Origin of the sequence: Pseudomonas monachiensis (assembly GCF_047345015.1) — a bacterium.
Classification (GTDB): domain Bacteria; phylum Pseudomonadota; class Gammaproteobacteria; order Pseudomonadales; family Pseudomonadaceae; genus Aquipseudomonas; species Aquipseudomonas monachiensis.
This window is the reverse complement of the sequence record NZ_CP178857.1, coordinates 1907722-1929438: the sequence shown is the minus strand read 5'-3', so window position 1 is coordinate 1929438 and position 21717 is coordinate 1907722. Positions and strand designations below refer to the sequence as shown.

Here is a 21717-nt window from a genome sequence, read left to right as displayed (position 1 = left end):
GCCGCATGCGCCTGTTTCGCTCACTGACCCTGCTGACCCTGTTGATGCCAACGCTGGTCGCACCCACGGCATTTGCCGATGACCTGTATCAGGTCGAAATGATTCTGGTCCGTCAAAACGCCGTGCCGGCGATTGTCAGCCGCGCCGCGCCGGAAGACTGGGCGGCGGGTGCCCAACCGGTCAGCCCCGACAGCCTGCGCACGCCAAGCCTCAATGGCGAGGTGGAAAAACTCACCAGCAGCGCCGACTACACGGTGTTGCTGCACAAGGCCTGGCAACAACCCCTCGGTGAAACGGCCAGCAAAGTGGCGGTCAGCGACGGTAAGGAACAATATGGTCAGTTCCCGATCGAGGGCACACTGAACATGAAACTGGGACGTTTTACCGACGTCGACGCCGATTTCTGGGTCAACCAGATCGATGCCAATGGCATGGTGACCGCCAGCGAGCGCCTGAAACAGGAAAGCCACACCAAGAACGGCCAGTTGAATTTTCTCGATAACGGCCACCTCGGCCTGTTGATCAAGATCACCTCGCTGACCGCCCCCGCACCCCGAGCAGCTCCCGAAGAAATTCCGGACTGATTCCCTATGTCCGCGACCCTGAGCAAACCCCTCGCACCGTCCTGGGTCAGCCGATTCAAGGAACAGAGCCTGGAGCGTGGTCGCCGTTACGCGCTGGAGAATCGCGTCAGGATCGTCGAGGCCGGCGACGCAACCATCGTCGCCGCGTGTGAAGGCTCTGGCGGTAACGTTTACCGTCAGACCATTCGCCTGCGCGAGTCAGCCAAAGGCACGCTGCTGATGGTCGACGCCACCTGCTCCTGCCCGGTCCACAGCAACTGCAAACATTGCGCGGCGGTGCTCCTGCAAGTGCAGGAAACCCTCGACTACCCCGCTGCCGCCAAAGACGCCGAACTCCTGGAAAAGCTCCAGGCCGTCCTGGAAAACCGCAGCCCGAAAGCCCCGCCGCAAGTGCTGGTGGACAATGTGCAACCGGTACCGCGCCTATGGCTGGCGAGCATCGAGTTTAGCGCCTTCGAACCGCGCAACGGTCGAATGCAGCGTTACATCCAGCATCGCGCGGCGCTGTCTTTCAGTTACCTGGACGAGTACGTCAGCGGGCAGAAAAACACCGACATCCTGATTCGCCAGGAAACCCAGACGCTGCGGATAAAACGCCACCCGGACGTGGAACAGTCCTACCGGGAACAGCTGCGAATCCTCGGCTTCAAAGTCGCCACCCGGCAAAGCAAGGCCTTGCCGGAAAGCGCCGGCGAGCTGTTCGAGATGGTCAATGACAGCGCCTGGCTGACCTTTACCCTCAATGAACTGCCGAAGTTGCGCGCCCAGGGCTGGGAGTTGCAGATCGACGAGGACTTCGGGTTCGACCTGACAGCGGTAGACGATTGGTACGCCACCGTCGAACAAGCGCCGGAGCGCGACTGGTTCGACCTGGAACTGGGGATCATCGTCAACGGCGAACGCCTGAGCCTGTTGCCGATCCTGCTCAACCTGATGCGCTCCCACACCGAAATCCTCAACCCGGAACGCCTCGCCCGACGCCGCGACGACGAGCTGATCCTGGTGAATATCCCCAATCGCCCGAATTCCGAGCACGGCCCATTACAAGTCGCCCTGCCCTTCGGCCGCTTGAAACCGGTGCTGGCCACCCTTGGCGAGTTCTACCTGCAGGAGCCCGGCGACACCACGCTGCGCCTGAGCAAGGCCGATGCCACGCGCCTGAACCCGCTGGAAGACATGCCGCTACTGTGGGAGGGTGGCGAACAGATCCGCACCTTTGCCCAGCGCCTGCGCGACATCAAGGACCACACGGCCATCGCCCCGGAAGGCCTGAATGCGACGCTGCGTCCGTATCAGCTCGAAGGCTTGAGCTGGATGCAATCACTGCGGCAGTTGGAGGTGGGTGGAGTTCTCGCGGACGACATGGGCCTGGGCAAAACCCTACAGACACTGGCCCATGTGCTGAGCGAGAAAAACGCCGGCCGCCTGGATCGGCCGTGCATGGTGGTGATGCCGACCAGCCTGATCCCCAACTGGCTCGACGAAGCGGCGCACTTTACGCCGCAGCTCAAGGTACTGGCGCTGTACGGTGCCGGCCGCAAAAAGCACTTCGACAAGCTGGCTGACTACGATCTGATCCTGACCACCTATGCGCTGCTGCCCAAGGATGTCGAACGCCTGGCGGCGCAGCCCTTGCACATATTGGTGCTGGATGAAGCGCAATACATCAAGAACCCGACCAGCAAGGCCGCCCAGGCTGCCCGCGAGCTCAATGCCCGACAGCGCCTGTGCCTGAGCGGTACGCCGCTGGAAAACCACCTCGGTGAACTCTGGTCACTGTTTCACTTCCTCCTGCCCGGCTGGCTGGGCGACGTCAAAAGCTTCAACCGCGATTACCGCGTGCCGATTGAAAAACGCACCAGCGAAGTACGGCTTGCGCACCTCAACGGTCGGATCAAACCTTTCCTGCTGCGCCGCACCAAGGAACAGGTGGCGACCGAGTTGCCGCCGAAAACCGAGATCATTCACTGGGTCGAACTCAATGAGGCCCAGCGTGATGTGTACGAAACCATGCGCCTGGCCATGGACAAGAAAGTCCGCGACGAGATCACCCGCAAAGGCGTGGCCCGCAGCCAGATCATTATTCTCGAAGCCCTGCTCAAGCTGCGTCAGGTGTGTTGCGATTTGCGCCTGGTCAACGAGGCGACCCCGCCAAGCCGTGGCAGCACGTCGGGCAAGCTCGACAGCCTGATGGAAATGCTCGAGGAACTGTTCGAGGAAGGTCGACGAATCCTGCTGTTCTCGCAGTTCACTTCAATGCTGTCGCTGATCGAAGACGAACTGAACAAACGCGGCGTGGCCTACGCCCTGCTAACCGGCCAGACCCGCGACCGCCGTACTCCAGTGAAGGAATTCCAGAGCGGCAAGCGTCAGATTTTTCTGATCAGCCTGAAGGCCGGTGGCGTTGGCCTGAACCTGACCGAGGCGGACACGGTGATTCATTACGACCCGTGGTGGAACCCGGCGACGGAAAACCAGGCGACCGACCGCGCGTATCGCATCGGCCAGGAGAAGCCGGTGTTCGTTTACAAAATGATCGCGCGCGGCACGGTGGAAGAAAAGATTCAGCACCTGCAAAAGGAAAAATCCGACCTCGCGGCCGGTGTGCTGGATGGGCGCAAGGCCGGGGACTGGAAGCTGCAAAACGATGATATCGAGGCGCTGTTTGCGCCGCTGCCGGAAAACCTCGAAAAACGTTGAGACTTTCGGCGTTTTTTAGACCGCCATCGCGAGCAAGCTCGCTCCCACAGGTTCAGTGATGTCCGCAAAAGTTGTGTTCGACGCGGACACCGTGGGAGCGAGCTTGCTCGCGATGGGGTCAACGCGGTATCAAGTGGGGCTCAGCCCTTGAGCACCCGCGCCAACGTCGATTTCACCTTGCCCATGCCGTCATGCAACGCCTGCTCGATCTCGGCCATGGTAATCACCGCCGTCGACTTGCCCGCCGCCGGGTTCACCACTAGCGCCAGACAGGCGTAATCCAGTTCCAGCTCGCGGGCCAGGGCCGCTTCCGGCATACCTGTCATGCCGACGATGTCGCAGCCGTCGCGCTCCAGTCGGGCGATTTCAGCCACTGTCTCCAGTCGCGGCCCTTGAGTGCAGGCATACACGCCATGACTGCTGTAACCCACGCCTTCCACCGCCAATGCCGCAATCAGTTGCTGGCGCAACGGTTCGCTATAGGGATAGCTGAAGTCGATATGGGTGACGTGCTCCAGGTCATCGGCAAAGTAGGTGTGCTCACGACCGCTGGTGTAGTCGATCAACTGATGTGGCACGCAAAAATGCCCGGTGCCCATGGCGGCATGGATGCCACCCACGGCATTGACCGCCAGAATGGCTTCGGCACCGGCCTGCTTCAGCGCCCAGAGGTTGGCGCGGTAGTTGACCTGATGCGGCGGAAAACGATGGGGATGGCCGTGACGCGCGAGGAACAGTACTTCCTTGCCGGCATACTCGCCGATCTGAACCTCGGCCGAAGGTGCGCCATAAGGCGTGTCCACTGCCAGTGACTGGCGAATGCTCAGGCCTTCGAGTTGAGTCAGGCCAGTGCCACCGATAATCGCGTAAACCGTCATAACGAACAGTCCTTAATCAATCAATTGAGCTTCTTTGAGCGCGCCGACAGCGGCCAGCCAGCGCGGGTCCTGACGGTATTCGGTGCTGGCGAACGACTGGCCGCGCATCCGTGCAATGCGCTCGGAAGGCTTGACCTTCAGGCGTTGCGCAGCGCTCAAGGCCAGTTCGGCGGCCGCACGGTCGTTGCACACCAGGCCCATGTCGCAACCGGCAGTCAGCGCCGCTTCGATACGGCTGGCGGCATCGCCGACCACGTGAGCGCCCGCCATGGACAGGTCATCACTGAAAATCACGCCATCGAACTGCAGTTCGCCACGCAGGATGTCCTGCAACCAGCGTCGGGAGAAACCGGCGGGCTGGGAATCGACCTGTGGATAAATAACGTGGGCCGGCATGACCGCGGCCAGTTGCTTGCTCAGTTTGGCAAACGGCACCAGGTCATTGGCGCGAATCTCGTCGAGGCTACGTTCGTCGTTGGGGATCGCGACGTGGGAATCCGCTTCAGCCCAGCCGTGGCCGGGGAAGTGCTTGCCGGTAGCCGCCATGCCTGCGCTGTTCATACCGCGGATGAATGCACCCGCGAGCAAGGCCGCGCGCTCGGGATCACCTTCGAACGAGCGAGTGCCGACAACGGCGCTGCGCTGGTAATCCAGGTCGAGCACCGGGGCGAAGCTCAGGTCCAGGCCAACAGCCAACACTTCGGTCGCCATGATCCAGCCGCACTGCTCGGCCAGGTATTCGGCGTTCGGGTTGTCGGCAATGGCGCGCATGGCGGGCAAGCGCACGAAACCCTGGCGCAGGCGCTGCACGCGGCCACCCTCTTGATCCACCGCCAACAGCAGATCGGGACGAGTGGCGCGAATGGCCGCACTCAGCTCGCGCACTTGACGCGGATGCTCGATGTTACGGGCAAAGATGATCAGGCCACCCACTTCGGGCTGGCGCAACAATTGGCGATCTTCAGCGGTCAGCCAGGTACCGGCGACGTCCACCATCAACGAGCCTTGCAAGCCAGCAGTCATAGAAATTCCTTGATAACAGAAAACCCGGCCCACACGAATTCGCCGCCAGACGCTGTGCCCGGCAGGTCGGCGATATCAATGGGAAACGGGTTCAAAACGAGAGTCGGCATGGGCGGCTAGCTTAGCGGATGTCAGCTGCCGCGCCCACCCGTGCGCGGTTAAACCTTGGCGGCAAGCGGTGTCGATTTGCTACGCGGACGCAGCTGGGCAGTGGCCATGGCGGCGTCGGTAACGCCGGATTCGGCGCGCATGCCGGCAGCCAGGAACGGCACCATCAGGCGCATGACCTGCTCGATCGAGGTGTTCACGCCGAAGTCGGTTTCGGCAATCGCGCGCAAGGCCTTGATACCGGACATGCTGAACGCCGCCGCACCCAGCATGAAGTGCACACGCCAGAACAGTTCGATAGGTGGGATACGCGGCGCCGCATCGTTGACGAGCATCATGTAGCGGCGGAACACCTTGCCGTACATGTCTTCCAGATAACGCCGCAAGTGCCCCTGGCTCTGACTGAACGCCAGCCCCAGCAAACGCATGAAGATGGACAGGTCGTTGCCGCTGCGCGGCTGCACCACCAGCGCCTGCTCGACGAGGATTTCCAGCAACTCTTCGAGGGTCGGCTTGATTTCAGGCTTGGCCTGACGCCGCTCCAGCTCTTTATCGAGGCTGATGCAGAACGGACCGAGGAACCGCGAGAAAACCGCCTGGATCAACGCCTTCTTCGAACCGAAGTGATAGTTCACCGCCGCCAGGTTGACACCCGCCTTGCTGGTGATCAGACGCAACGAGGTTTCGGCGAAACCTTTTTCCGCGAACAACTGCTCGGCTGCATCAAGAATGCGTTCAACGGTTTCCGACTGGGCCATGGCTACTCCGCCTGACAAACACTTGTTTGAAACATACGTTTCAACCTGTGCATTGTCAAGTCTGGCAGTTCGTTTCGGGAATGGTCGGTCAGACATTTAACCACACAACGGCGAAGCTTCAATCCACTGACTGTTTGACCGTCCGGCGGCGACTGAAAAAAGGAGCATTGCCAAGATCGCCTCACTGTATATAATCCCAGTCACTGTATAAAAAAACAGAGCGATCGATATGCTAAAGCTGACGCCACGACAAGCAGAGATTCTGGCCTTCATCAAGCGCTGCCTGGAAGACAACGGGTATCCACCCACCCGTGCGGAAATCGCTCAGGAACTGGGCTTCAAGTCGCCCAATGCGGCGGAAGAACACCTCAAGGCACTGGCTCGCAAGGGTGCTATCGAAATGACGCCTGGCGCCTCCCGTGGCATTCGCATCCCCGGTTTCGAAGCCAAGGCCGACGACTCCACCCTGCCGATCATTGGCCGGGTCGCGGCCGGCGCTCCGATTCTTGCGCAGCAACACATCGAAGAATCCTGCAACATCAATCCCGCCTTCTTCCATCCGCGCGCCGACTACCTGCTGCGCGTCCACGGGATGAGCATGAAGGATATCGGCATTTTCGACGGCGACCTGCTGGCGGTCCACACCACCCGCGAAGCCCGCAACGGCCAGATCGTGGTTGCGCGAATCGGCGACGAAGTGACCGTCAAGCGCTTCAAGCGTGACGGCAGCAAAGTCTGGCTGATCGCCGAGAACCCCGAGTTCGCCCCTATTGAAGTGAACCTTCAAGACCAGGAACTGGTGATCGAAGGCTTGAGTGTCGGCGTCATTCGCCGCTAAAGGAGGCACCATGCAGTTCCCACAGACATCACCACAGCAAACCCAACTGCCGTTGTTCGAAGCGTTCATGGCACAGCCATTGGCGCCGATCCTGAAAGACGTAGTCGAGTCCCCCTGGAGCGCCGAACCTGACGTTTTCAGCGAGCTGTCACTGCGTGGTGCAGCCGGGAACTGCCTGAGCCTCCTGGCACCGATCCTCAGGGAATTGAGCCAGGACCAGGACGCACGCTGGCTGACACTGATCGCACCGCCCGCCAGCCTGACTCAAGCCTGGCTGCGAGATGCCGGCCTCAACCGCGAGCGCATTCTGTTGCTGCAACCACGGGGCACCCAGAGCGCCCAGCAACTGACGTGCGAAGCCCTGCGCCTGGGTCGCAGCCACACGGTGGTCAGCTGGATCAACCCGTTGAGCTCCCAATCGCGGCAACAACTGATCAGCGCCGCCCGCACCGGGGACGCTCAAAGCCTGAATATTCGACTGGGTTAACCGGCAGACAAGACGCGCGCTTCACCGCGCAAGGCTTCTCCAGGGACAGAGAAGCCGATGAGTAACGACATCAAGAAAAGCGACAGACGGGGGGGTCAATGAAGAACCCGCGACCCCTCTTCCTTGTCGAATTCGCCTTCAACCAGGCGACCGGCCATCTGAACACCCACGCTCAACATCGCCTTGGCGACTTCCACGTGCTGCCCTTGCAGGAATGCCTTGGCGTCCTCGGAGAAATCCAAAGTAACCAGAGAACCCTCGTCCTCGGCCCTGCGCAGCTCGATACGGCCGTCTGGTAACTCGACAATTTCTAGAAAGGACGTTGGCATAAAGGACTGTTCTCCACGAAAGGCGGGGATTATATAGGCATCGGCCAGGCTTCGCTCGGGATCTTGACCAGATGCCATCCCAAAACTGTTTCTGTCAGCACTCGTTCAGGCCTTCGCGAAAGCGGATCGCCAATCCTTTCAGATTCTGACGCCAGCTCTCCAGCTCTTCCCGACTCAGCTCTTGCGGTGCCTCCTCTTCATCCAGATTGACAGCCTGGATCAGAGGCTGGGTCACGTCCCCTTTCGGCTTGTGAGGCGCGCGTGGCGGCTGAAACAATGCAGCATGGGCGGCCAACAGCTTGGCCAGCCAGGTTTCCGGATTATTGGCCAGTTCGACCAGCTCAGCCATTTCCGGAATGGCGATGGTGTCCAGCACCTCGCGAGTCAGCAACATCTCTGCACGGGGCGCATTGGCCTGAGGCAAGCGATAGAAACCGGCGATTTCGTGACACAGGCCCAACAGCGCACCGTACAGGTGAAACAGCGTGGATTCGCGTCCGGCCTGGATCAGCGCCAGCGAATTCATCGCCCGCCCCTCTTCAGTGCGAGCCAGCGCTTCGAGCGACAAGCCGGCGAAATAAATCTTCTGATTGGTGCGGGTATACAGTTCGTGGGCCATGACGGCAGCCTCCACAACGAAATAATTGCTTCATGCAGGTTGGACAGTGTCGAGGATCAGCCGATCCAACCGCAAGCCCCCCTTCTTTGCAGGAGCACCAAAAAAGGCCGCATGAAAACCCGAGGGTTCTCATGCGGCCTTTTCAGTGCCGCGACGCTTTACGCCTTCGCAGCCGGACGCTTGTCTTCGACCGTCCACTTGCCGCCGTCGTAGAACGCTTTCCAGCCAGTCGGCTTACCGTCGACTTCGGTCTGCACGTACTGCTCCTTGGTCTTGCGACTGTAACGAATCACAGTCGGGAGGCCATCCGGATCTTTCTTCGGTGCTTCGCAGAGGAAGTGATACTTCGGATCGATCTCGTCCTTGTGCGGGATGATTTCCATCACCAGCGGAGCACGGGTCTCGCGGTTTTTCGGGAACTGGCTGGCGGCCAGGAACAGACCGGATGCACCGTCGCGCAGGATGTAGGTGTCGTTGACCTTTTCGCATTTCAGCTCAGGCATCTTCACCGGATCCATCTTCGGCGGCGCCGCATCACCGCTCTTCAGCAGCTTGCGGGTGTTCTTGCAAGTAGCATTGGTGCAACCGAAGAACTTGCCGAAACGGCCGGTCTTGAGCTGCATCTCGCTACCGCACTTGTCGCACTCCAGGCTCGGACCTTCATAGCCCTTGATGCGATAAGTGCCCTCTTCGATTTCGTAGCCATCGCAATCCGGGTTGTTACCGCAGATGTGCAGCTTGCGCTTTTCATCGAGCAGGTAGGCATCCATCGCCGTGCTGCAGATCGGGCAGCGATGCTTGCCACGCAACACCAGCGACTCCGACTCACCCTCGTCGTCCGCGGCGATTTCGTCGCCCGGCACCAGGTTGACGGTGGCCTTGCAGCGCTCTTTCGGCGGCAGGCTGTAGCCCGAGCAACCGAGGAACACACCGGTCGACGCGGTACGGATCTGCATCGGCCGGCCGCAGGTGGTGCACGGAATGTCAGTCATGACGGGCTGGTTGGCGCGCATGCCGTGTTCCGGGCTTTCGGCTACTTCGAGTTTCTTCTTGAAGTCGCCGTAGAACTCGTCGAGCACGTTTTTCCAGTCGCGTTCGCCCTGGGCCACGTCATCGAGATGCTCTTCCATGCCGGCGGTGAAACCGTAGTCCATCAGGTTGGAGAAGCTCTCCGCCAGACGCTCGGTGACGATGTCACCCATCTTTTCCGAGTAGAAACGACGGTTGTGCAGCGCCACGTAGCCGCGGTCCTGGATGGTCGAAATGATCGCCGCGTAGGTCGAAGGACGACCGATGCCGCGTTTTTCCATTTCTTTTACCAGGCTAGCTTCCGAGTAACGCGCCGGCGGCTTGGTGAAGTGCTGGGTCGGATCAAGCTTGATCAGCTTCATCGCGTCGCCCTGGGCCATGTCCGGCAGTACGTCGTCATCGCCTGGCTTGGCGATTTGCGGCATGACGCGGGTGTAACCGTCGAACTTCAGGATGCGGCCCTTGGCGCGCAGCTCGAAGTCGCCGGCACCCACAGTGACCGTGGTCGACAGGTATTGCGCCGGCAGCATCTGGCAAGCGAGGAACTGGCGCCAGATCAGCTCGTAGAGGCGCTCAGCGTCACGCTCCATGCCCGACAGCTTGCTTGGCTCGGTATTGGCGTCGGACGGACGAATCGCTTCGTGAGCCTCTTGTGCGCCTTCCTTGCTGCTGTAGACGTTCGGGGTTTCCGGCAGGTACTTCTTGCCGAACTCGCCTTCAATATAAGTACGCGCCATTGCCACGGCATCAACCGAAAGGTTGGTGGAGTCGGTACGCATATAAGTGATGTAGCCGGCTTCGTACAAACGTTGGGCCATCATCATGGTTTTCTTCACACCGAAGCCCAGGCGGTTACTCGCGGCCTGTTGCAGGGTGGAGGTGATGAACGGCGCCGACGGCTTGCTGCTGGTCGGTTTGTCTTCGCGCTTGACGATGCTGTAGCTGGAAGCCTTGAGCTTCTCCAGTGCAGCCATGGCCTGGGTTTCGTTGAGCGGCTTGAAGGCTTCGCCCTTTTCGCGAGCCACGTCGAAACGCACGGTCGCGCCTTTGGCGGTGCCGAGGTCGGCGTGGACTTCCCAGTACTCTTCCGGGATGAACGCACGGATTTCACGTTCGCGCTCGACCACCAGCTTCACGGCAACCGATTGCACGCGACCGGCAGACAGACCGCGAGCGATCTTGGCCCACAGCAGCGGCGAAACCATGTAGCCCACGACGCGGTCGAGGAAACGACGCGCCTGCTGGGCGTTAACGCGGTCGATATCCAGTTCGCCTGGCTTCGAGAAGGCTTCCTGGATCGCCTTCTTGGTAATTTCGTTGAACACCACGCGCTTGTAGCGGGTGTCGTCACCACCGATGGCTTCGCGCAGGTGCCAGGCAATGGCTTCCCCCTCGCGGTCCAAGTCGGTTGCGAGATAGATGGTGTCAGCATCCTTGGCGAGCCGGCGCAGCTCTTCGATGACCTTTTCCTTGCCCGGGAGGATCTCGTACTTGGCTTTCCAGCCATGGTCCGGATCGACCCCCATGCGAGCGACCAGCTGCTTGCGCGCTTTTTCTTTCGGCGACAGTGCCGGCACTTCACCCGCGGCAGCCTTGCCGCGCTTGGCGGCTGGCTCTTTGCTGGCGCTAGCCGAACCGCTGGTGGGCAGGTCTCGGATATGGCCGATACTCGACTTCACCACGTATTCGTTGCCCAAATACTTGTTGATGGTCTTGGCCTTAGCCGGGGATTCCACAATGACCAGCGATTTGCCCATGGATCAGAAAATTCCTGAATTCGAGAAGTGAAAGGCGGTTGGCGCCTGACGCGGCACCGCTATATATAGTGGCAACAAGGTGAGGTCAAGCGCAGGGTTTTGCGCGCACCCAGCTTATGGCTTGTTGAAAAGGCTTTCTTCGGCCTGCACCAAAGCAAAGCGTGGCACCTGTTCGCCGTCAACTTCGACGGACTCCAGGAACATGCTCAAGGGACGCACCCAAAAGCCGTAATCGCCATACAGGGCTTGATAGAAGACCACTTCTTCTTCGGTTTCCGAATGCCGCGCAACACTGAATACGCGGTACTGCGGACCTTTGTAATGTTGGTAGAGCCCAGGTTGTATCGGCATGCTTTGGCCCTCGCTGAATTTTTTCAAAATAAAAACAAAAATAAATCCGGAAAAACAAAAACCGGGGCACTTGGCCCCGGCTTCCATCAACGAGACGCTTAAACGCGTTCGAAGACGGTGGAGATGCCTTGGCCGAGACCAATGCACATGGTGGCTACCCCGAAGGTACCGCCATTCTGCTTCATCACATTGAGCAAAGTGCCGGAGATACGCGCACCGGAGCAACCGAACGGGTGGCCCAGGGCGATCGCGCCGCCGTGCAGGTTAACCTTCTCGTTCATCTTGTCGAGCACTTTCAGATCTTTCAGCACTGGCAAGGCCTGTGCGGCGAAAGCTTCGTTGAGCTCGAAGAAGTCGATGTCGGAGATACCCAGACCCGCGCGCTTCAATGCTTTTTGTGTGGCCGGTACTGGACCATAGCCCATGATTGCCGGATCCACACCTGCCACCGCCATCGAACGAATCACCGCCAGAGGCTGGATGCCCAGGTCCTGTGCGCGCTGCGCCGACATCACGATCATGCACGAGGCACCATCGGTGATCTGCGACGAGGTACCGGCTGTCACGGTGCCGCCCTTCGGATTGAACGCCGGCTTCAGAGCCGCCAGGCTTTCCAGGGTGGTTTCCGGACGAATGGTTTCGTCGTAGTCGAAGGTTTTCAGGAAACCGTTCTCGTCGTAGCCCTGCATCGGGATGATTTCGTCCTTGAACTTGCCTTCCACGGTCGCCTTGTGGGCGAGTTGGTGGGAGCGCACGCCGAAAGCATCCTGCTGCTCGCGAGTGATGCCGTGCATCTTGCCCAGCATTTCCGCGGTCAGGCCCATCATGCCCGAGGCTTTCGCCGCGTACAGCGACATGTGCGGGTTCGGATCGACACCGTGCATCATGCTCACGTGACCCATATGCTCGACGCCGCCCACCACGAAAACGTCACCGTTGCCGGTCATGATCGCTTGCGCGGCAGTGTGCAGTGCGCTCATGGACGAGCCACACAGGCGGCTGACGGTCTGGCCGGCCGAGGTGTGCGGGATCTGGGTCATCAGCGACGCCATGCGCGCGATGTTCCAGCCCTGCTCCAGGGTCTGGTTCACACAGCCCCAGATCACGTCTTCCACTTCGTTCGGGTCGACCTTGACGTTACGTTCCAGCAGTTTGCTGATCAGGTGCGCCGACATGTCTTCGGCGCGGGTGTTGCGGTGCATGCCGCCCTTGGAGCGGCCCATCGGAGTACGACCGAAGTCGACAATCACGACGTCTCTAGGATTCAAGCTCATAAGTTCACTCTCACTCTAGTTGGGGGCGCTTAACCGAAGAAGCTCTGGCCGTTCTTGGCCATTTCGCGCAGCTTCGCGGTCGGGTGGTACAGCGCGCCCAAGTCAGCGTACTGGTCAGCCAGGGCAACGAACTCTGCCACACCGATCGAGTCGATGTAGCGCAGCGCACCGCCACGGAATGGAGGGAAACCGATACCGTAGACCAGACCCATGTCGGCTTCGGCTGCGGTTTCGACGATGCCGTCTTCCAGGCAACGCACGGTTTCCAGGCACAGCGGGATCATCATCCAGTTGATGATGTCTTCGTCGGTGACTTCGCGCTGTTCGTAAACGATCGGCTTGAGCACTTCCAGTACCGAGGGATCGGCGACTTTCTTCTGCTTGCCTTTCTTGTCGGTCTCGTAGGCGTAGAAGCCCTTGCCGTTCTTCTGGCCCAGGCGCTTGGCTTCGTAGAGCACGTCGACGGCCGAGCGACGGTCGTCCTTCATGCGGTCCGGGAAGCCTTCAGCCATCACGTCACGACCGTGGTGACCGGTGTCGATGCCGACCACGTCCATCAGGTAGGCCGGGCCCATAGGCCAGCCGAATTTTTCCATGACCTTGTCGATACGGACGAAGTCCACACCGGCGCTGACCAGCTTGGCGAAACCGCCGAAGTACGGGAACAGGACACGGTTGACCAGGAAGCCCGGGCAGTCGTTGACGACGATCGGGTTCTTGCCCATTTTCTTGGCGTAGGCAACGGTGGTGGCAACCGCCAACTCGCTGGACTTCTCGCCACGGATCACTTCCACCAGCGGCATCATGTGCACCGGGTTGAAGAAGTGCATGCCGACGAAGTTTTCCGGACGCTTGAGGGCCTTGGCCAGCAAGGTGATGGAAATGGTCGAGGTGTTGGACGCCAGAATGGTGTCCTCCTTGACCTTGTCTTCGACTTCAGCCAGTACCGCTTGCTTGACCTTGGGGTTCTCGACGACCGCTTCCACCACCAGGTCCACGTGACCGAAATCACCGTAGGACAGGGTTGGACGAATGCCGTTGAGCACTTCAGCCATTTTCGCGGCGGTCATGCGACCTTTATCAACGCGGCCAACCAGCAGTTTGGCGGCTTCGGCCAGACCCTGCTCGATACCGTGCTCGTTGATGTCCTTCATCAGGATCGGCGTGCCTTTGGAAGCCGACTGATAGGCGATACCGCCGCCCATGATGCCGGCGCCCAGTACGGCGGCCTGCTTCACGTCCTTGGCGATTTCGTCGTAGGCCTTGGCCTTTTTCTTCAGTTCCTGATCGTTCAGGAACAAGCCGATCAAGCTCTGCGCGGCAGAGGTCTTGGCCAGCTTGACGAAACCGGCAGCCTCGATTTCCAGCGCCTTGTCGCGACCGAAGTTCGCGGCTTTCTGGATGGTCTTGATCGCTTCAACCGGCGCCGGGTAGTTCGGGCCAGCCTGGCCAGCAACGAAACCCTTGGCGGTTTCGAAAGCCATCATTTGTTCGATGGCGTTCAGCTTGAGTTTTTCCAGCTTCGGCTGGCGCTTGGCCTTGTAGTCGAACTCGCCGGAGATGGCGCGCTTGATCAGTTCCAGCGCGGCGTTCTGCAGCTGCTCAGGAGCTACCACTGCGTCGACGGCGCCGACTTTCAGCGCGTCCTCAGGACGGTTTTCCTTGCCGGCGGCAATCCACTCGATGGCGTTGTCGGCACCGATCAGGCGCGGCAGGCGCACAGTACCGCCGAAGCCCGGGTAGATGCCCAGCTTGACTTCCGGCAGACCGATCTTGGCCTTGGTGGACATGACGCGGTAGTCCGCCGCCAGGCACATTTCCAGACCGCCACCCAACGCGATGCCGTTGATGGCAACAACAGTCGGGACGTTGAGGTCTTCGAAATCGCTGAAAATCTTGTTGGCTTCGAGGTTGCCAGCAACAAGTTCTGCATCCGGCAGCTTGAAGTTGTCGACAAATTCGGTGATGTCGGCGCCGACGATGAACACGTCCTTGCCACTGCTGACGATCACGCCCTTGATCGAAGCATCTGCCTTGATGGTGTCTACGGCCTGACGCAGTTCGTTCAGGGTTAGACGGTTGAACTTGTTGACGGACTCACCCTTGAGGTCGAACTTCAGTTCGACGATGCCACTTTCAAGAGCCTTAACCGTGATGGCTTTACCTTCGTAAATCATCAACTGATCTCCACGATATGGAAGCTGAACAGTACACGTCGGACGCAGGCGAACGGCTTGGCAGGGACGTTGATCGTCAATGCTACGCCCATTCCCCCGGCACACCCGCCAACGCGATAGTCGGGATTCTGTAGGAGCGGTCTGAAATACAAACGCTCAATTCATACGCCCGTTTGATTTGGGTACGTCACCTTCACGGAATTTCCGACAATTGTCAATCGCCCAAAACACGGGTTGAAACGCGACTTTCCGGTCATATCCGTACTGCGAAGACCTTAAACACGCCGAAACATGCAAGGTCATTCATAGAATCAATTGTTAGAAAATTCGCCCTAATTCGCTGCAGCCCGTGTTTAACAAGCTACGCTGGCGAAACCTGGAGGAAAATTGTGAACGCTTTTGGCGAATGCCCAGCGTAAGATCAGCCAACACCGATTACCGGCCTGCCTGGCCAACCCGCCCGATGATTTTGTCGGGCTTTTTATTGCCTGATGATTTTTACTGGCTGCGGTGTCAGGCCAGCGCCTTGAGGGTGGCATCGATCCGTTGCAAAACCTCGGCCTCGCCCTTCTCGCCCCAATACAAGGCGATTATTTGCTTGTCGGCCTCGACCTTGAAGACATTGCCTGGCAATTTTTCGAAATGATCGAGCAACGAACGATCTTCACAGATTTCCTGCCACTGATTGACCCAGACACCCGGTGATTTTTGCCAGTAACTCCAGCACGCCGGCTGACGGCCGCGCCGCGGACGATGGTACTGGGCGCAAGGGCTCGGCGGCTCCTGGCTGAGCCAGTGTGGCCACTCCTGAGGTGCCAATTGCATGGCCAGTCCGATGCGCCGGGCCTCCATCCGCAAGGCTATGCGCCCGCTCTGAACTCGCGACGGCCGCAACCATGCCAGTGGGCTCAGCACCACCAACAGGATTGACACCACTATCCAGACCGTCATATCTGTACTCCCGAATTTGAATGAGCCCATTGTGTCACTTTGGAACCAATGCGCTTGAAACCAGCCATACTTACCAATATTGCATCCCTCAGGAGGAGCACCTCATGCCCTACAACCATATTCTGGTCGCTGTAGATCTGACCGAAGAGTGCGACCCTGTGATTCACCGCGCTCGCGAACTGTCGGTGAGCAACGGTGCGAAATTGTCGCTGGTGCACATTGTCGAGCCGATGGCGATGGCCTTCGGCGGCGACGTGCCGATGGACCTGTCACAACTGCAACAACAGCAGTTCGATCAGGCCAAGGAGCGTCTTGACCGCCTGATCCTGAAATATCCGGAGCTCTCCAGGGAATACAGCCACCTGACCTACGGCCAGCCACGCCAGGAGATCCACCACCTGGCCAAGGAGCAAACCTGCGACCTGATCGTGGTGGGCAGCCATGGCCGGCACGGCCTGGCACTGCTGCTGGGCTCCACCGCCAATGACGTGTTGCATGGCGCGCCTTGCGATGTGCTGGCGGTGCGTCTGCAAAACAAAAGCTGACAACACAAATCATTGTGGGAGCGGGCTTGCTCCCACATTGGATCTACGGCAGCCCGCAGATCGCATTGCATATGAAAAGCCCGGCGTTCATCACTGAGCGCCGGGCTTTTTTATTGCAGGATCAATCAGGCATCCAGCTCGGCCCAACGCTCGACCATGATGTCGAGCTCAGCCTGCAATTGCTCCAACTGAGCAATCACCGCTGCCGTTTCGGCCGCAGGACGCTGGTAGAAACCGGCATCCGCCATCTGCGCTTCAACGGCGGCAATCTGCTGCTCCATGGCTTCGATCTGCCCCGGCAACGCTTCCAGCTCGCGCTGCAACTTGTAGCTGAGCTTTTTCTTCGCCACTGGCGCTTCGACGACTGCTGCAACCGGCGCAGGCTCGGCCTTCACCACGGCGGAGTTCAGGTCGGCCTTGCCGGACTTGCTCTCGGTCACGCCCAGCAGGCGCGGCGAGCCGCCCTGGCGCAGCCAGTCCTGGTAGCCACCGACGTACTCGCGAACCTTGCCTTCACCTTCGAAGACCAGGGTGCTGGTGACCACGTTGTCGAGGAATGCCCGGTCGTGGCTGACCATCAGTACGGTGCCGTTGAAGGTCAGCAAGACCTCTTCGAGCAATTCGAGGGTTTCGACGTCGAGGTCGTTGGTCGGTTCGTCGAGTACCAGCAGGTTCGCCGGCTTGCTGAACAGCTTGGCCAGCAACAGACGGGCACGCTCACCACCGGACAGCGCCTTGACCGGCGTGCGGGCACGCTGCGGGCTGAACAGGAAGTCGCCGAGATAGCTCAGCACGTGGCGGCTCTGACCATCGATATCGATGAAGTCGCGACCTTCGGCCACGTTGTCGATCACGGTTTTTTCCAGGTCCAGTTGATGGCGCAACTGGTCGAAGTAGGCAACATCGATCCTGGTGCCCTCTTCCACTTTGCCGCTGGTCGGCTGCAAGCCGCTGAGCATCAGCTTCAGCAGGGTGGTCTTGCCGGTACCGTTGGCGCCGAGCAGACCGATACGGTCGCCGCGCTGCAGCACCATGGAGAAGTCCTTGATCAGGAACGGCCCGCCCGGGTGAGCGAAGCTCACGTTATCGAGCACCATGACCTGCTTACCGGACTTGTCGGCGGTATCCAGCTGAATGTTGGCCTTGCCGGTACGCTCACGACGCTCGCTGCGCTCGACACGCAAGGCTTTGAGCGCACGTACGCGGCCTTCGTTACGGGTACGACGGGCCTTGATGCCCTGGCGAATCCACACTTCTTCCTGGGCCAGGCGCTTGTCGAACAGCGCATTAGCAGTGGCTTCGGCAGCGAGTTCAGCTTCCTTGTGCACGAGGAAACTGGCGTAGTCGCCGTTCCAGTCGATCAGGCCGCCGCGATCCAGTTCGAGGATGCGGGTTGCCAGGTTCTGCAGGAAAGAACGGTCGTGCGTGATGAACAGCACGGCGCCCTGGAAATCCTTCAGCGCTTCTTCAAGCCAGGCGATGGCACCGATGTCCAGGTGGTTGGTCGGTTCGTCGAGCAGCAGCAGGTCCGGCTCGGACACCAGGGCCTGGGCCAGCAGGACGCGACGACGCCAGCCGCCGGACAACTCGGCGAGGGTCTTGTCGGCCGGCAGTTGCAGGCGGCTCAGGGTGCTGTCAACGAGGGTCTGCAAGCGCCAGCCATCGCGGGCTTCGAGGTCGTGCTGGACGTGCATCAGTTTGTCCAGATCGGCGTCGGTGACGCAGTTCTGGCTCAGGTGGTGATACTCGGCGAGCAAGGCACCGACACCGTCCAGGCCTTCGGCCACCACGTCGAACACTGTCCGCTCGTCGGCCACCGGCAATTCTTGCGGCAATTCGCCGATCTTGAGCCCGGGTGCGCGCCAAACGGAGCCGTCATCGGGCTTCTGGTCGCCCTTGACGAGCTTCATCATGCTGGACTTGCCAGTGCCATTGCGGCCGATGATGCACACCCGCTCACCACGGGCGATCTGCCAGGACACCTTGTCCAACAACGGCATAGCGCCGAAAGCAAGGGACACATCGCTGAATTTGAGCAGGGTCATGAGCTTCTCCAAAAACCGGGCGCGCATTCTACCTGACTTGAGGCTCCAGAAGGCCGGCAATTTCACTCTCGTAGCACTCTGCATGACAAATGTTGCGAACTGACGCGGGAAGACCCGCAAAGCTTTCACCGGCTGCTGGCAAAAGGCTAAGCTACAGACAATTCAGCGCGGGCCTGGCCCGCGCTTGTCATGATTTTTCTCTGCCCGGACGTCTCATGCGCAGTCGCCTTTTCAATCTTTTATCTGCTTTTTTACTGTCTGCCGCTGCCGTCCAATCCGCCCAGGCGGTGGACCTGTCCACCCAACGCCAGTATTACGATGAAGCCAAACGCGCCCTGGCCAAGGGCGATAGCGGCCCGTACTTCCGTTACAGCCAGGCCCTCGCCGATTATCCGCTGGAACCCTACCTGGCGTACGACGAACTGACCGCACGCCTGAAAACCGCGAGCAACGCCGAAATCGAGAAATTCCTTGCCGAGCATGGCGACCTGCCGCAAGCGAACTGGATGAAACTGCGCTGGTTGCGCTGGCTGGCGGACCGGGGCGACTGGGCGACCTTCGTCAAGTATTACGACCCGAAAATGAACTTCACCGAACTGGACTGCCTGAATGCGCAGTACCAGATCAGCCACAACCTCAAGGCCGAAGGTTATGCCAACGCTGAAAAGCTCTGGTTGACCGGAAAATCCCAGCCCGAAGCCTGCGATGCCCTGTTCGGCATGTGGGCCGCCGATGGCCAGCTGACCGAGCAAAAACGCTGGGAACGCGCGAAACTCGCCGCCCAGGCGCGCAACTACCCGCTGGCCAACAGCCTGGTCAACGGCCTGACCACTCTCGCCCCGCGCGGTCGCTTGCTGATCGACGTGGCGCAGAAACCGGAACTGCTCAACCAGCCGTCACGCTTCACGCCGGCCGATGAAGCCATGTCCGACGTGGTCAGCCTCGGCCTGCGCCGCCTGGCTCGCCAGGACCCGGACAGGGCCATGAATCTGCTCGACGGTTACGCCAGCAGCATGCATTTCTCCCGGGATGAAAAAGTCGCGATCGCCCGGGAAATCGGGCTGAGCCTCGCCAAACGTTTCGACGGTCGTGCCCTGGACGTCATGACCAAATACGATCCGGAACTGCGCGACAACACGGTTTCCGAATGGCGCTTGCGCCTGCTCCTGCGCCTGGCGCGCTGGGACGATGCCTATCAGTTGACCCGCCGCCTGCCCCAGGACCTGGCCAACACCAACCGCTGGCGTTACTGGCAGGCCCGCAGCCTGGAGCTGGCGCAACCGCAGAATCCGGAAGCTCTGACACTCTATAAAAACCTGGCCCGCGAACGCGACTTCTATGGCTTCCTCGCCGCCGATCGCTCGCAGTCACCCTATTCGCTGAACAACAAGCCGCTGGTGATGAGCCAGGCGCTGATCAACAAAGTGCGCAACACCCCCGGCATACGTCGCGCCCTGGAGTTCCACGCTCGCGGACAAATCGTCGACGGTCGTCGCGAGTGGTACCACGTCAGCCGCCACTTCAGCCGTGACGAGATGGTTGCCCAGGCGAAACTGGCTTACGACCTGAAATGGTATTTCCCGGCCATTCGCACCATCAGCCAGGCGCAGTATTGGGACGATCTGGATATCCGTTTCCCGATGGCCCACCGCAACACGCTGGTGCGTGAAGCGAAGAATCGCGGCCTGCATCCGAGCTGGGCGTTCGCCATCACTCGCCAGGAAAGCGCCTTCATGGAAGATGCCCGCTCCGGGGTCGGTGCCTCGGGCCTGATGCAACTGATGCCCGCCACCGCCAAGGAAACCGCACGCAAGTTCAGCATTCCCTATAGCTCGCCACAGCAACTGTTCAACCCGGACAAGAACATCCAGCTCGGCGCCGCGTACCTGAGCCAGGTGCACAGCCAGTTCAACGGCAACCGCGTCCTCGCCTCCGCCGCCTACAACGCCGGCCCGGGCCGCGTTCGCCAATGGCTGCGCGGTGCCGATCACTTGAGTTTCGACGTGTGGGTGGAAAGTATCCCGTTCGACGAAACCCGCCAGTACGTGCAAAACGTGCTGTCGTATTCGGTGATCTATGGCGAGAAGCTCAACTCACCGCAGCCGATCGTGGATTGGCATGAGCGGTATTTCGACGATCAATGATTCAAATCGACCCGCAAAAAAAGCCCGCATCACAGCTGCGGGCTTTTTTATTGCTCAGAATTTCTTTGCCGACTTGAGCCGTGCGAAGACCTGTTTTCCAAGTTGGGTCAGGCGATACTTTTGTGCCGGACTACTTGGCGACTCGGGATGGGTCATTTCTATCCATTCGACCGCTAATGCAGGCCTGAGATAGTTAGCCCGAAAGGTCGCCTTGTGCACCAATCCGATGTCAGCCATCAATTCGCTGATCTTTCGCGGACCGTTAAGATGCAGCGCAGAAAGCAACTTCTCTACTGGGTCGGTTACTGGGTCGGTTACTGGGTCGATTTCTGGCTCACCCTGTACCGCCTCCGATAGTGCAAGGCTCATGGCTCGCAACATGAACTCTACGAAAGGCGTTGATTCGGCCAAAAGATCGGCCGCCGACAATGCCGCGTAGTACGCCTCCTGCTGATCCCGAATCACGGCCTCAACCGGCAAATAAGATAATACCGGGCGCCACTGACTGAGTATCAGGGTTTGCCAAAGGCGTCCCATACGTCCGTTACCGTCAGCGAAGGGATGGATGAACTCAAATTCATAATGAAAGACGCAGCTGGTAATCAGCGGATGCCAGTCCGAGGCACCAAGCCACGCCAACAAGTCATCAATCAAGTGCACAACGCGACTCGGCGGCGGCGCCATATGGATCAACTTATCGCCACGATAGATACCCACGCCGGTTCGACGAAACTGCCCGTATTCATCAATCAATCCGCCCACCAGCAATTCATGGGCGCGCAGTAAATCGGTCCGGCTGCTTGGCTGCCAATCAGGCATGGCTTCGTAAGCAGCAAACGCATTTCGTACTTCCTGGATTTCCCGAGGCAACCCCAGCACACGCTGCCCTGCCAGAACGGCAGTCACCTGTTCGATGCTCAGCGTATTGTTTTCGATGGCCAAAGAAGCCTGAATCGTTCGAATCCGATTGCCACGACGTAACTGAGGTGTCTGCAGGCGTTCGTCCATAGCCGTAAGCTGACCGATCTGTTCGCTGATATCGGCGATCAGCGACAACATTTTCGTCGTCAAGGTCAGCGGTGGTTGATAACGGCTCATATCCTCATCCGGGCTCATAACA

General features: G+C 59.7%; 18 protein-coding genes. 6 read left to right on the top strand and 12 right to left on the bottom strand.

The window, feature by feature from the left end; translation table 11 throughout:
- Nucleotides 1-5 precede the first annotated feature (5 nt).
- Both ACMDB8_RS08685 and ACMDB8_RS08680 read left to right on the top strand, forming a co-directional pair.
- Nucleotides 6-584, top strand: coding sequence for a CsiV family protein (locus tag ACMDB8_RS08685; protein WP_056722008.1), 579 nt, complete (start codon nucleotides 6-8; stop codon nucleotides 582-584).
- 6 nt (nucleotides 585-590) lie between these two features.
- The gene (locus ACMDB8_RS08680; protein WP_409078440.1) at nucleotides 591-3284 is read left to right on the top strand and encodes an SNF2-related protein; all 2694 of its coding nucleotides are present in this window, start codon (nucleotides 591-593) and stop codon (nucleotides 3282-3284) included.
- Between the two features lie 140 nt (nucleotides 3285-3424).
- On the opposite strand, the gene ACMDB8_RS08675 is transcribed toward ACMDB8_RS08680, so the two are convergent.
- From ACMDB8_RS08675 to ACMDB8_RS08665, 3 genes are all read right to left on the bottom strand, one after another.
- The gene (locus ACMDB8_RS08675; RefSeq protein WP_056722004.1) at nucleotides 3425-4162 is read right to left on the bottom strand and encodes an S-methyl-5'-thioinosine phosphorylase; all 738 of its coding nucleotides are present in this window, start codon (nucleotides 4160-4162) and stop codon (nucleotides 3425-3427) included.
- Between the two features lie 12 nt (nucleotides 4163-4174).
- Nucleotides 4175-5185 carry a beta-N-acetylhexosaminidase gene (gene nagZ / locus ACMDB8_RS08670; RefSeq protein ID WP_409078441.1) on the bottom strand — a complete coding sequence of 337 codons (1011 nt, stop codon included), beginning with the start codon at nucleotides 5183-5185 and terminating at the stop codon, nucleotides 4175-4177.
- Between the two features lie 158 nt (nucleotides 5186-5343).
- Nucleotides 5344-6051: a TetR/AcrR family transcriptional regulator gene (locus ACMDB8_RS08665; RefSeq protein WP_409078442.1), complete on the bottom strand. Its 708-nt coding sequence runs from the start codon at nucleotides 6049-6051 to the stop codon at nucleotides 5344-5346.
- A 229-nt stretch (nucleotides 6052-6280) separates the two neighbouring features.
- On the opposite strand from ACMDB8_RS08665, the gene lexA reads away from it, so the two are divergent.
- Both lexA and sulA read left to right on the top strand, forming a co-directional pair.
- The gene (lexA, locus tag ACMDB8_RS08660; protein ID WP_007995278.1) at nucleotides 6281-6889 is read left to right on the top strand and encodes a transcriptional repressor LexA; all 609 of its coding nucleotides are present in this window, start codon (nucleotides 6281-6283) and stop codon (nucleotides 6887-6889) included.
- A gap of 10 nt (nucleotides 6890-6899) precedes the next feature.
- The gene (sulA, locus tag ACMDB8_RS08655; protein ID WP_056721998.1) at nucleotides 6900-7376 is read left to right on the top strand and encodes an SOS-induced cell division inhibitor SulA; all 477 of its coding nucleotides are present in this window, start codon (nucleotides 6900-6902) and stop codon (nucleotides 7374-7376) included.
- Between the two features lie 95 nt (nucleotides 7377-7471).
- Here sulA and ACMDB8_RS08650 read toward each other — a convergent pair whose 3' ends face one another.
- The 7 genes from ACMDB8_RS08650 to ACMDB8_RS08620 form a co-directional block, all read right to left on the bottom strand.
- The gene (locus ACMDB8_RS08650; protein ID WP_046041430.1) at nucleotides 7472-7705 is read right to left on the bottom strand and encodes a hypothetical protein; all 234 of its coding nucleotides are present in this window, start codon (nucleotides 7703-7705) and stop codon (nucleotides 7472-7474) included.
- 94 nt (nucleotides 7706-7799) lie between these two features.
- Nucleotides 7800-8324 carry a DUF6586 family protein gene (locus ACMDB8_RS08645; RefSeq protein WP_056721996.1) on the bottom strand — a complete coding sequence of 175 codons (525 nt, stop codon included), beginning with the start codon at nucleotides 8322-8324 and terminating at the stop codon, nucleotides 7800-7802.
- 158 nt (nucleotides 8325-8482) lie between these two features.
- Nucleotides 8483-11110 (bottom strand): type I DNA topoisomerase, encoded by a 2628-nt coding sequence (gene topA / locus ACMDB8_RS08640; protein WP_046041393.1) that lies wholly within the window; start codon nucleotides 11108-11110, stop codon nucleotides 8483-8485.
- Nucleotides 11111-11224: 114 nt separating this feature from the next.
- Nucleotides 11225-11461, bottom strand: coding sequence for a DUF1653 domain-containing protein (locus ACMDB8_RS08635; RefSeq protein WP_008050054.1), 237 nt, complete (start codon nucleotides 11459-11461; stop codon nucleotides 11225-11227).
- Nucleotides 11462-11559: 98 nt separating this feature from the next.
- Nucleotides 11560-12735, bottom strand: coding sequence for an acetyl-CoA C-acyltransferase FadA (fadA, locus tag ACMDB8_RS08630; protein ID WP_008023006.1), 1176 nt, complete (start codon nucleotides 12733-12735; stop codon nucleotides 11560-11562).
- Nucleotides 12736-12764: 29 nt separating this feature from the next.
- A complete protein-coding gene (gene fadB, locus ACMDB8_RS08625) occupies nucleotides 12765-14912 on the bottom strand; it encodes a fatty acid oxidation complex subunit alpha FadB (RefSeq protein WP_056721995.1) in 2148 nt (715 codons plus the stop codon).
- Nucleotides 14913-15425: 513 nt separating this feature from the next.
- Nucleotides 15426-15863 (bottom strand): hypothetical protein, encoded by a 438-nt coding sequence (locus ACMDB8_RS08620; protein WP_056721993.1) that lies wholly within the window; start codon nucleotides 15861-15863, stop codon nucleotides 15426-15428.
- Between the two features lie 104 nt (nucleotides 15864-15967).
- Here ACMDB8_RS08620 and ACMDB8_RS08615 point away from each other — a divergent pair, with 104 nt between their 5' ends.
- Complete coding sequence (locus tag ACMDB8_RS08615) at nucleotides 15968-16408, top strand: universal stress protein (RefSeq protein WP_046041383.1); 441 nt, start codon at nucleotides 15968-15970, stop codon at nucleotides 16406-16408.
- 125 nt (nucleotides 16409-16533) lie between these two features.
- Here the strand turns inward: ACMDB8_RS08615 and ACMDB8_RS08610 are convergent, their stop codons facing one another.
- Nucleotides 16534-18453: an ATP-binding cassette domain-containing protein gene (locus ACMDB8_RS08610; protein WP_409078443.1), complete on the bottom strand. Its 1920-nt coding sequence runs from the start codon at nucleotides 18451-18453 to the stop codon at nucleotides 16534-16536.
- A gap of 215 nt (nucleotides 18454-18668) precedes the next feature.
- On the opposite strand from ACMDB8_RS08610, the gene ACMDB8_RS08605 reads away from it, so the two are divergent.
- A complete protein-coding gene (locus ACMDB8_RS08605; RefSeq protein WP_409078444.1) occupies nucleotides 18669-20597 on the top strand; it encodes a transglycosylase SLT domain-containing protein in 1929 nt (642 codons plus the stop codon).
- A gap of 54 nt (nucleotides 20598-20651) precedes the next feature.
- On the opposite strand, the gene ACMDB8_RS08600 is transcribed toward ACMDB8_RS08605, so the two are convergent.
- Complete coding sequence (locus tag ACMDB8_RS08600; RefSeq protein WP_409078445.1) at nucleotides 20652-21695, bottom strand: Fic family protein; 1044 nt, start codon at nucleotides 21693-21695, stop codon at nucleotides 20652-20654.
- Nucleotides 21696-21717 lie beyond the last annotated feature (22 nt).

Coding starts and splice junctions, on each gene's coding strand:
- lexA (WP_007995278.1), top strand. CDS start 6,281: ATGCTAAAGCTGACGCCACGACAAGCAGAGATTCTGGCCTTCATCAAG.
- ACMDB8_RS08635 (WP_008050054.1), bottom strand. CDS start 11,461: ATGCCGATACAACCTGGGCTCTACCAACATTACAAAGGTCCGCAGTAC.
- ACMDB8_RS08620 (WP_056721993.1), bottom strand. CDS start 15,863: ATGACGGTCTGGATAGTGGTGTCAATCCTGTTGGTGGTGCTGAGCCCA.
- ACMDB8_RS08685 (WP_056722008.1), top strand. CDS start 6: ATGCGCCTGTTTCGCTCACTGACCCTGCTGACCCTGTTGATGCCAACG.
- ACMDB8_RS08600 (WP_409078445.1), bottom strand. CDS start 21,695: ATGAGCCGTTATCAACCACCGCTGACCTTGACGACGAAAATGTTGTCG.
- topA (WP_046041393.1), bottom strand. CDS start 11,110: ATGGGCAAATCGCTGGTCATTGTGGAATCCCCGGCTAAGGCCAAGACC.
- ACMDB8_RS08645 (WP_056721996.1), bottom strand. CDS start 8,324: ATGGCCCACGAACTGTATACCCGCACCAATCAGAAGATTTATTTCGCC.
- ACMDB8_RS08665 (WP_409078442.1), bottom strand. CDS start 6,051: ATGGCCCAGTCGGAAACCGTTGAACGCATTCTTGATGCAGCCGAGCAG.
- sulA (WP_056721998.1), top strand. CDS start 6,900: ATGCAGTTCCCACAGACATCACCACAGCAAACCCAACTGCCGTTGTTC.
- ACMDB8_RS08605 (WP_409078444.1), top strand. CDS start 18,669: ATGCGCAGTCGCCTTTTCAATCTTTTATCTGCTTTTTTACTGTCTGCC.
- fadA (WP_008023006.1), bottom strand. CDS start 12,735: ATGAGCTTGAATCCTAGAGACGTCGTGATTGTCGACTTCGGTCGTACT.
- nagZ (WP_409078441.1), bottom strand. CDS start 5,185: ATGACTGCTGGCTTGCAAGGCTCGTTGATGGTGGACGTCGCCGGTACC.
- fadB (WP_056721995.1), bottom strand. CDS start 14,912: ATGATTTACGAAGGTAAAGCCATCACGGTTAAGGCTCTTGAAAGTGGC.
- ACMDB8_RS08650 (WP_046041430.1), bottom strand. CDS start 7,705: ATGCCAACGTCCTTTCTAGAAATTGTCGAGTTACCAGACGGCCGTATC.
- ACMDB8_RS08615 (WP_046041383.1), top strand. CDS start 15,968: ATGCCCTACAACCATATTCTGGTCGCTGTAGATCTGACCGAAGAGTGC.
- ACMDB8_RS08610 (WP_409078443.1), bottom strand. CDS start 18,453: ATGACCCTGCTCAAATTCAGCGATGTGTCCCTTGCTTTCGGCGCTATG.
- ACMDB8_RS08680 (WP_409078440.1), top strand. CDS start 591: ATGTCCGCGACCCTGAGCAAACCCCTCGCACCGTCCTGGGTCAGCCGA.
- ACMDB8_RS08675 (WP_056722004.1), bottom strand. CDS start 4,162: ATGACGGTTTACGCGATTATCGGTGGCACTGGCCTGACTCAACTCGAA.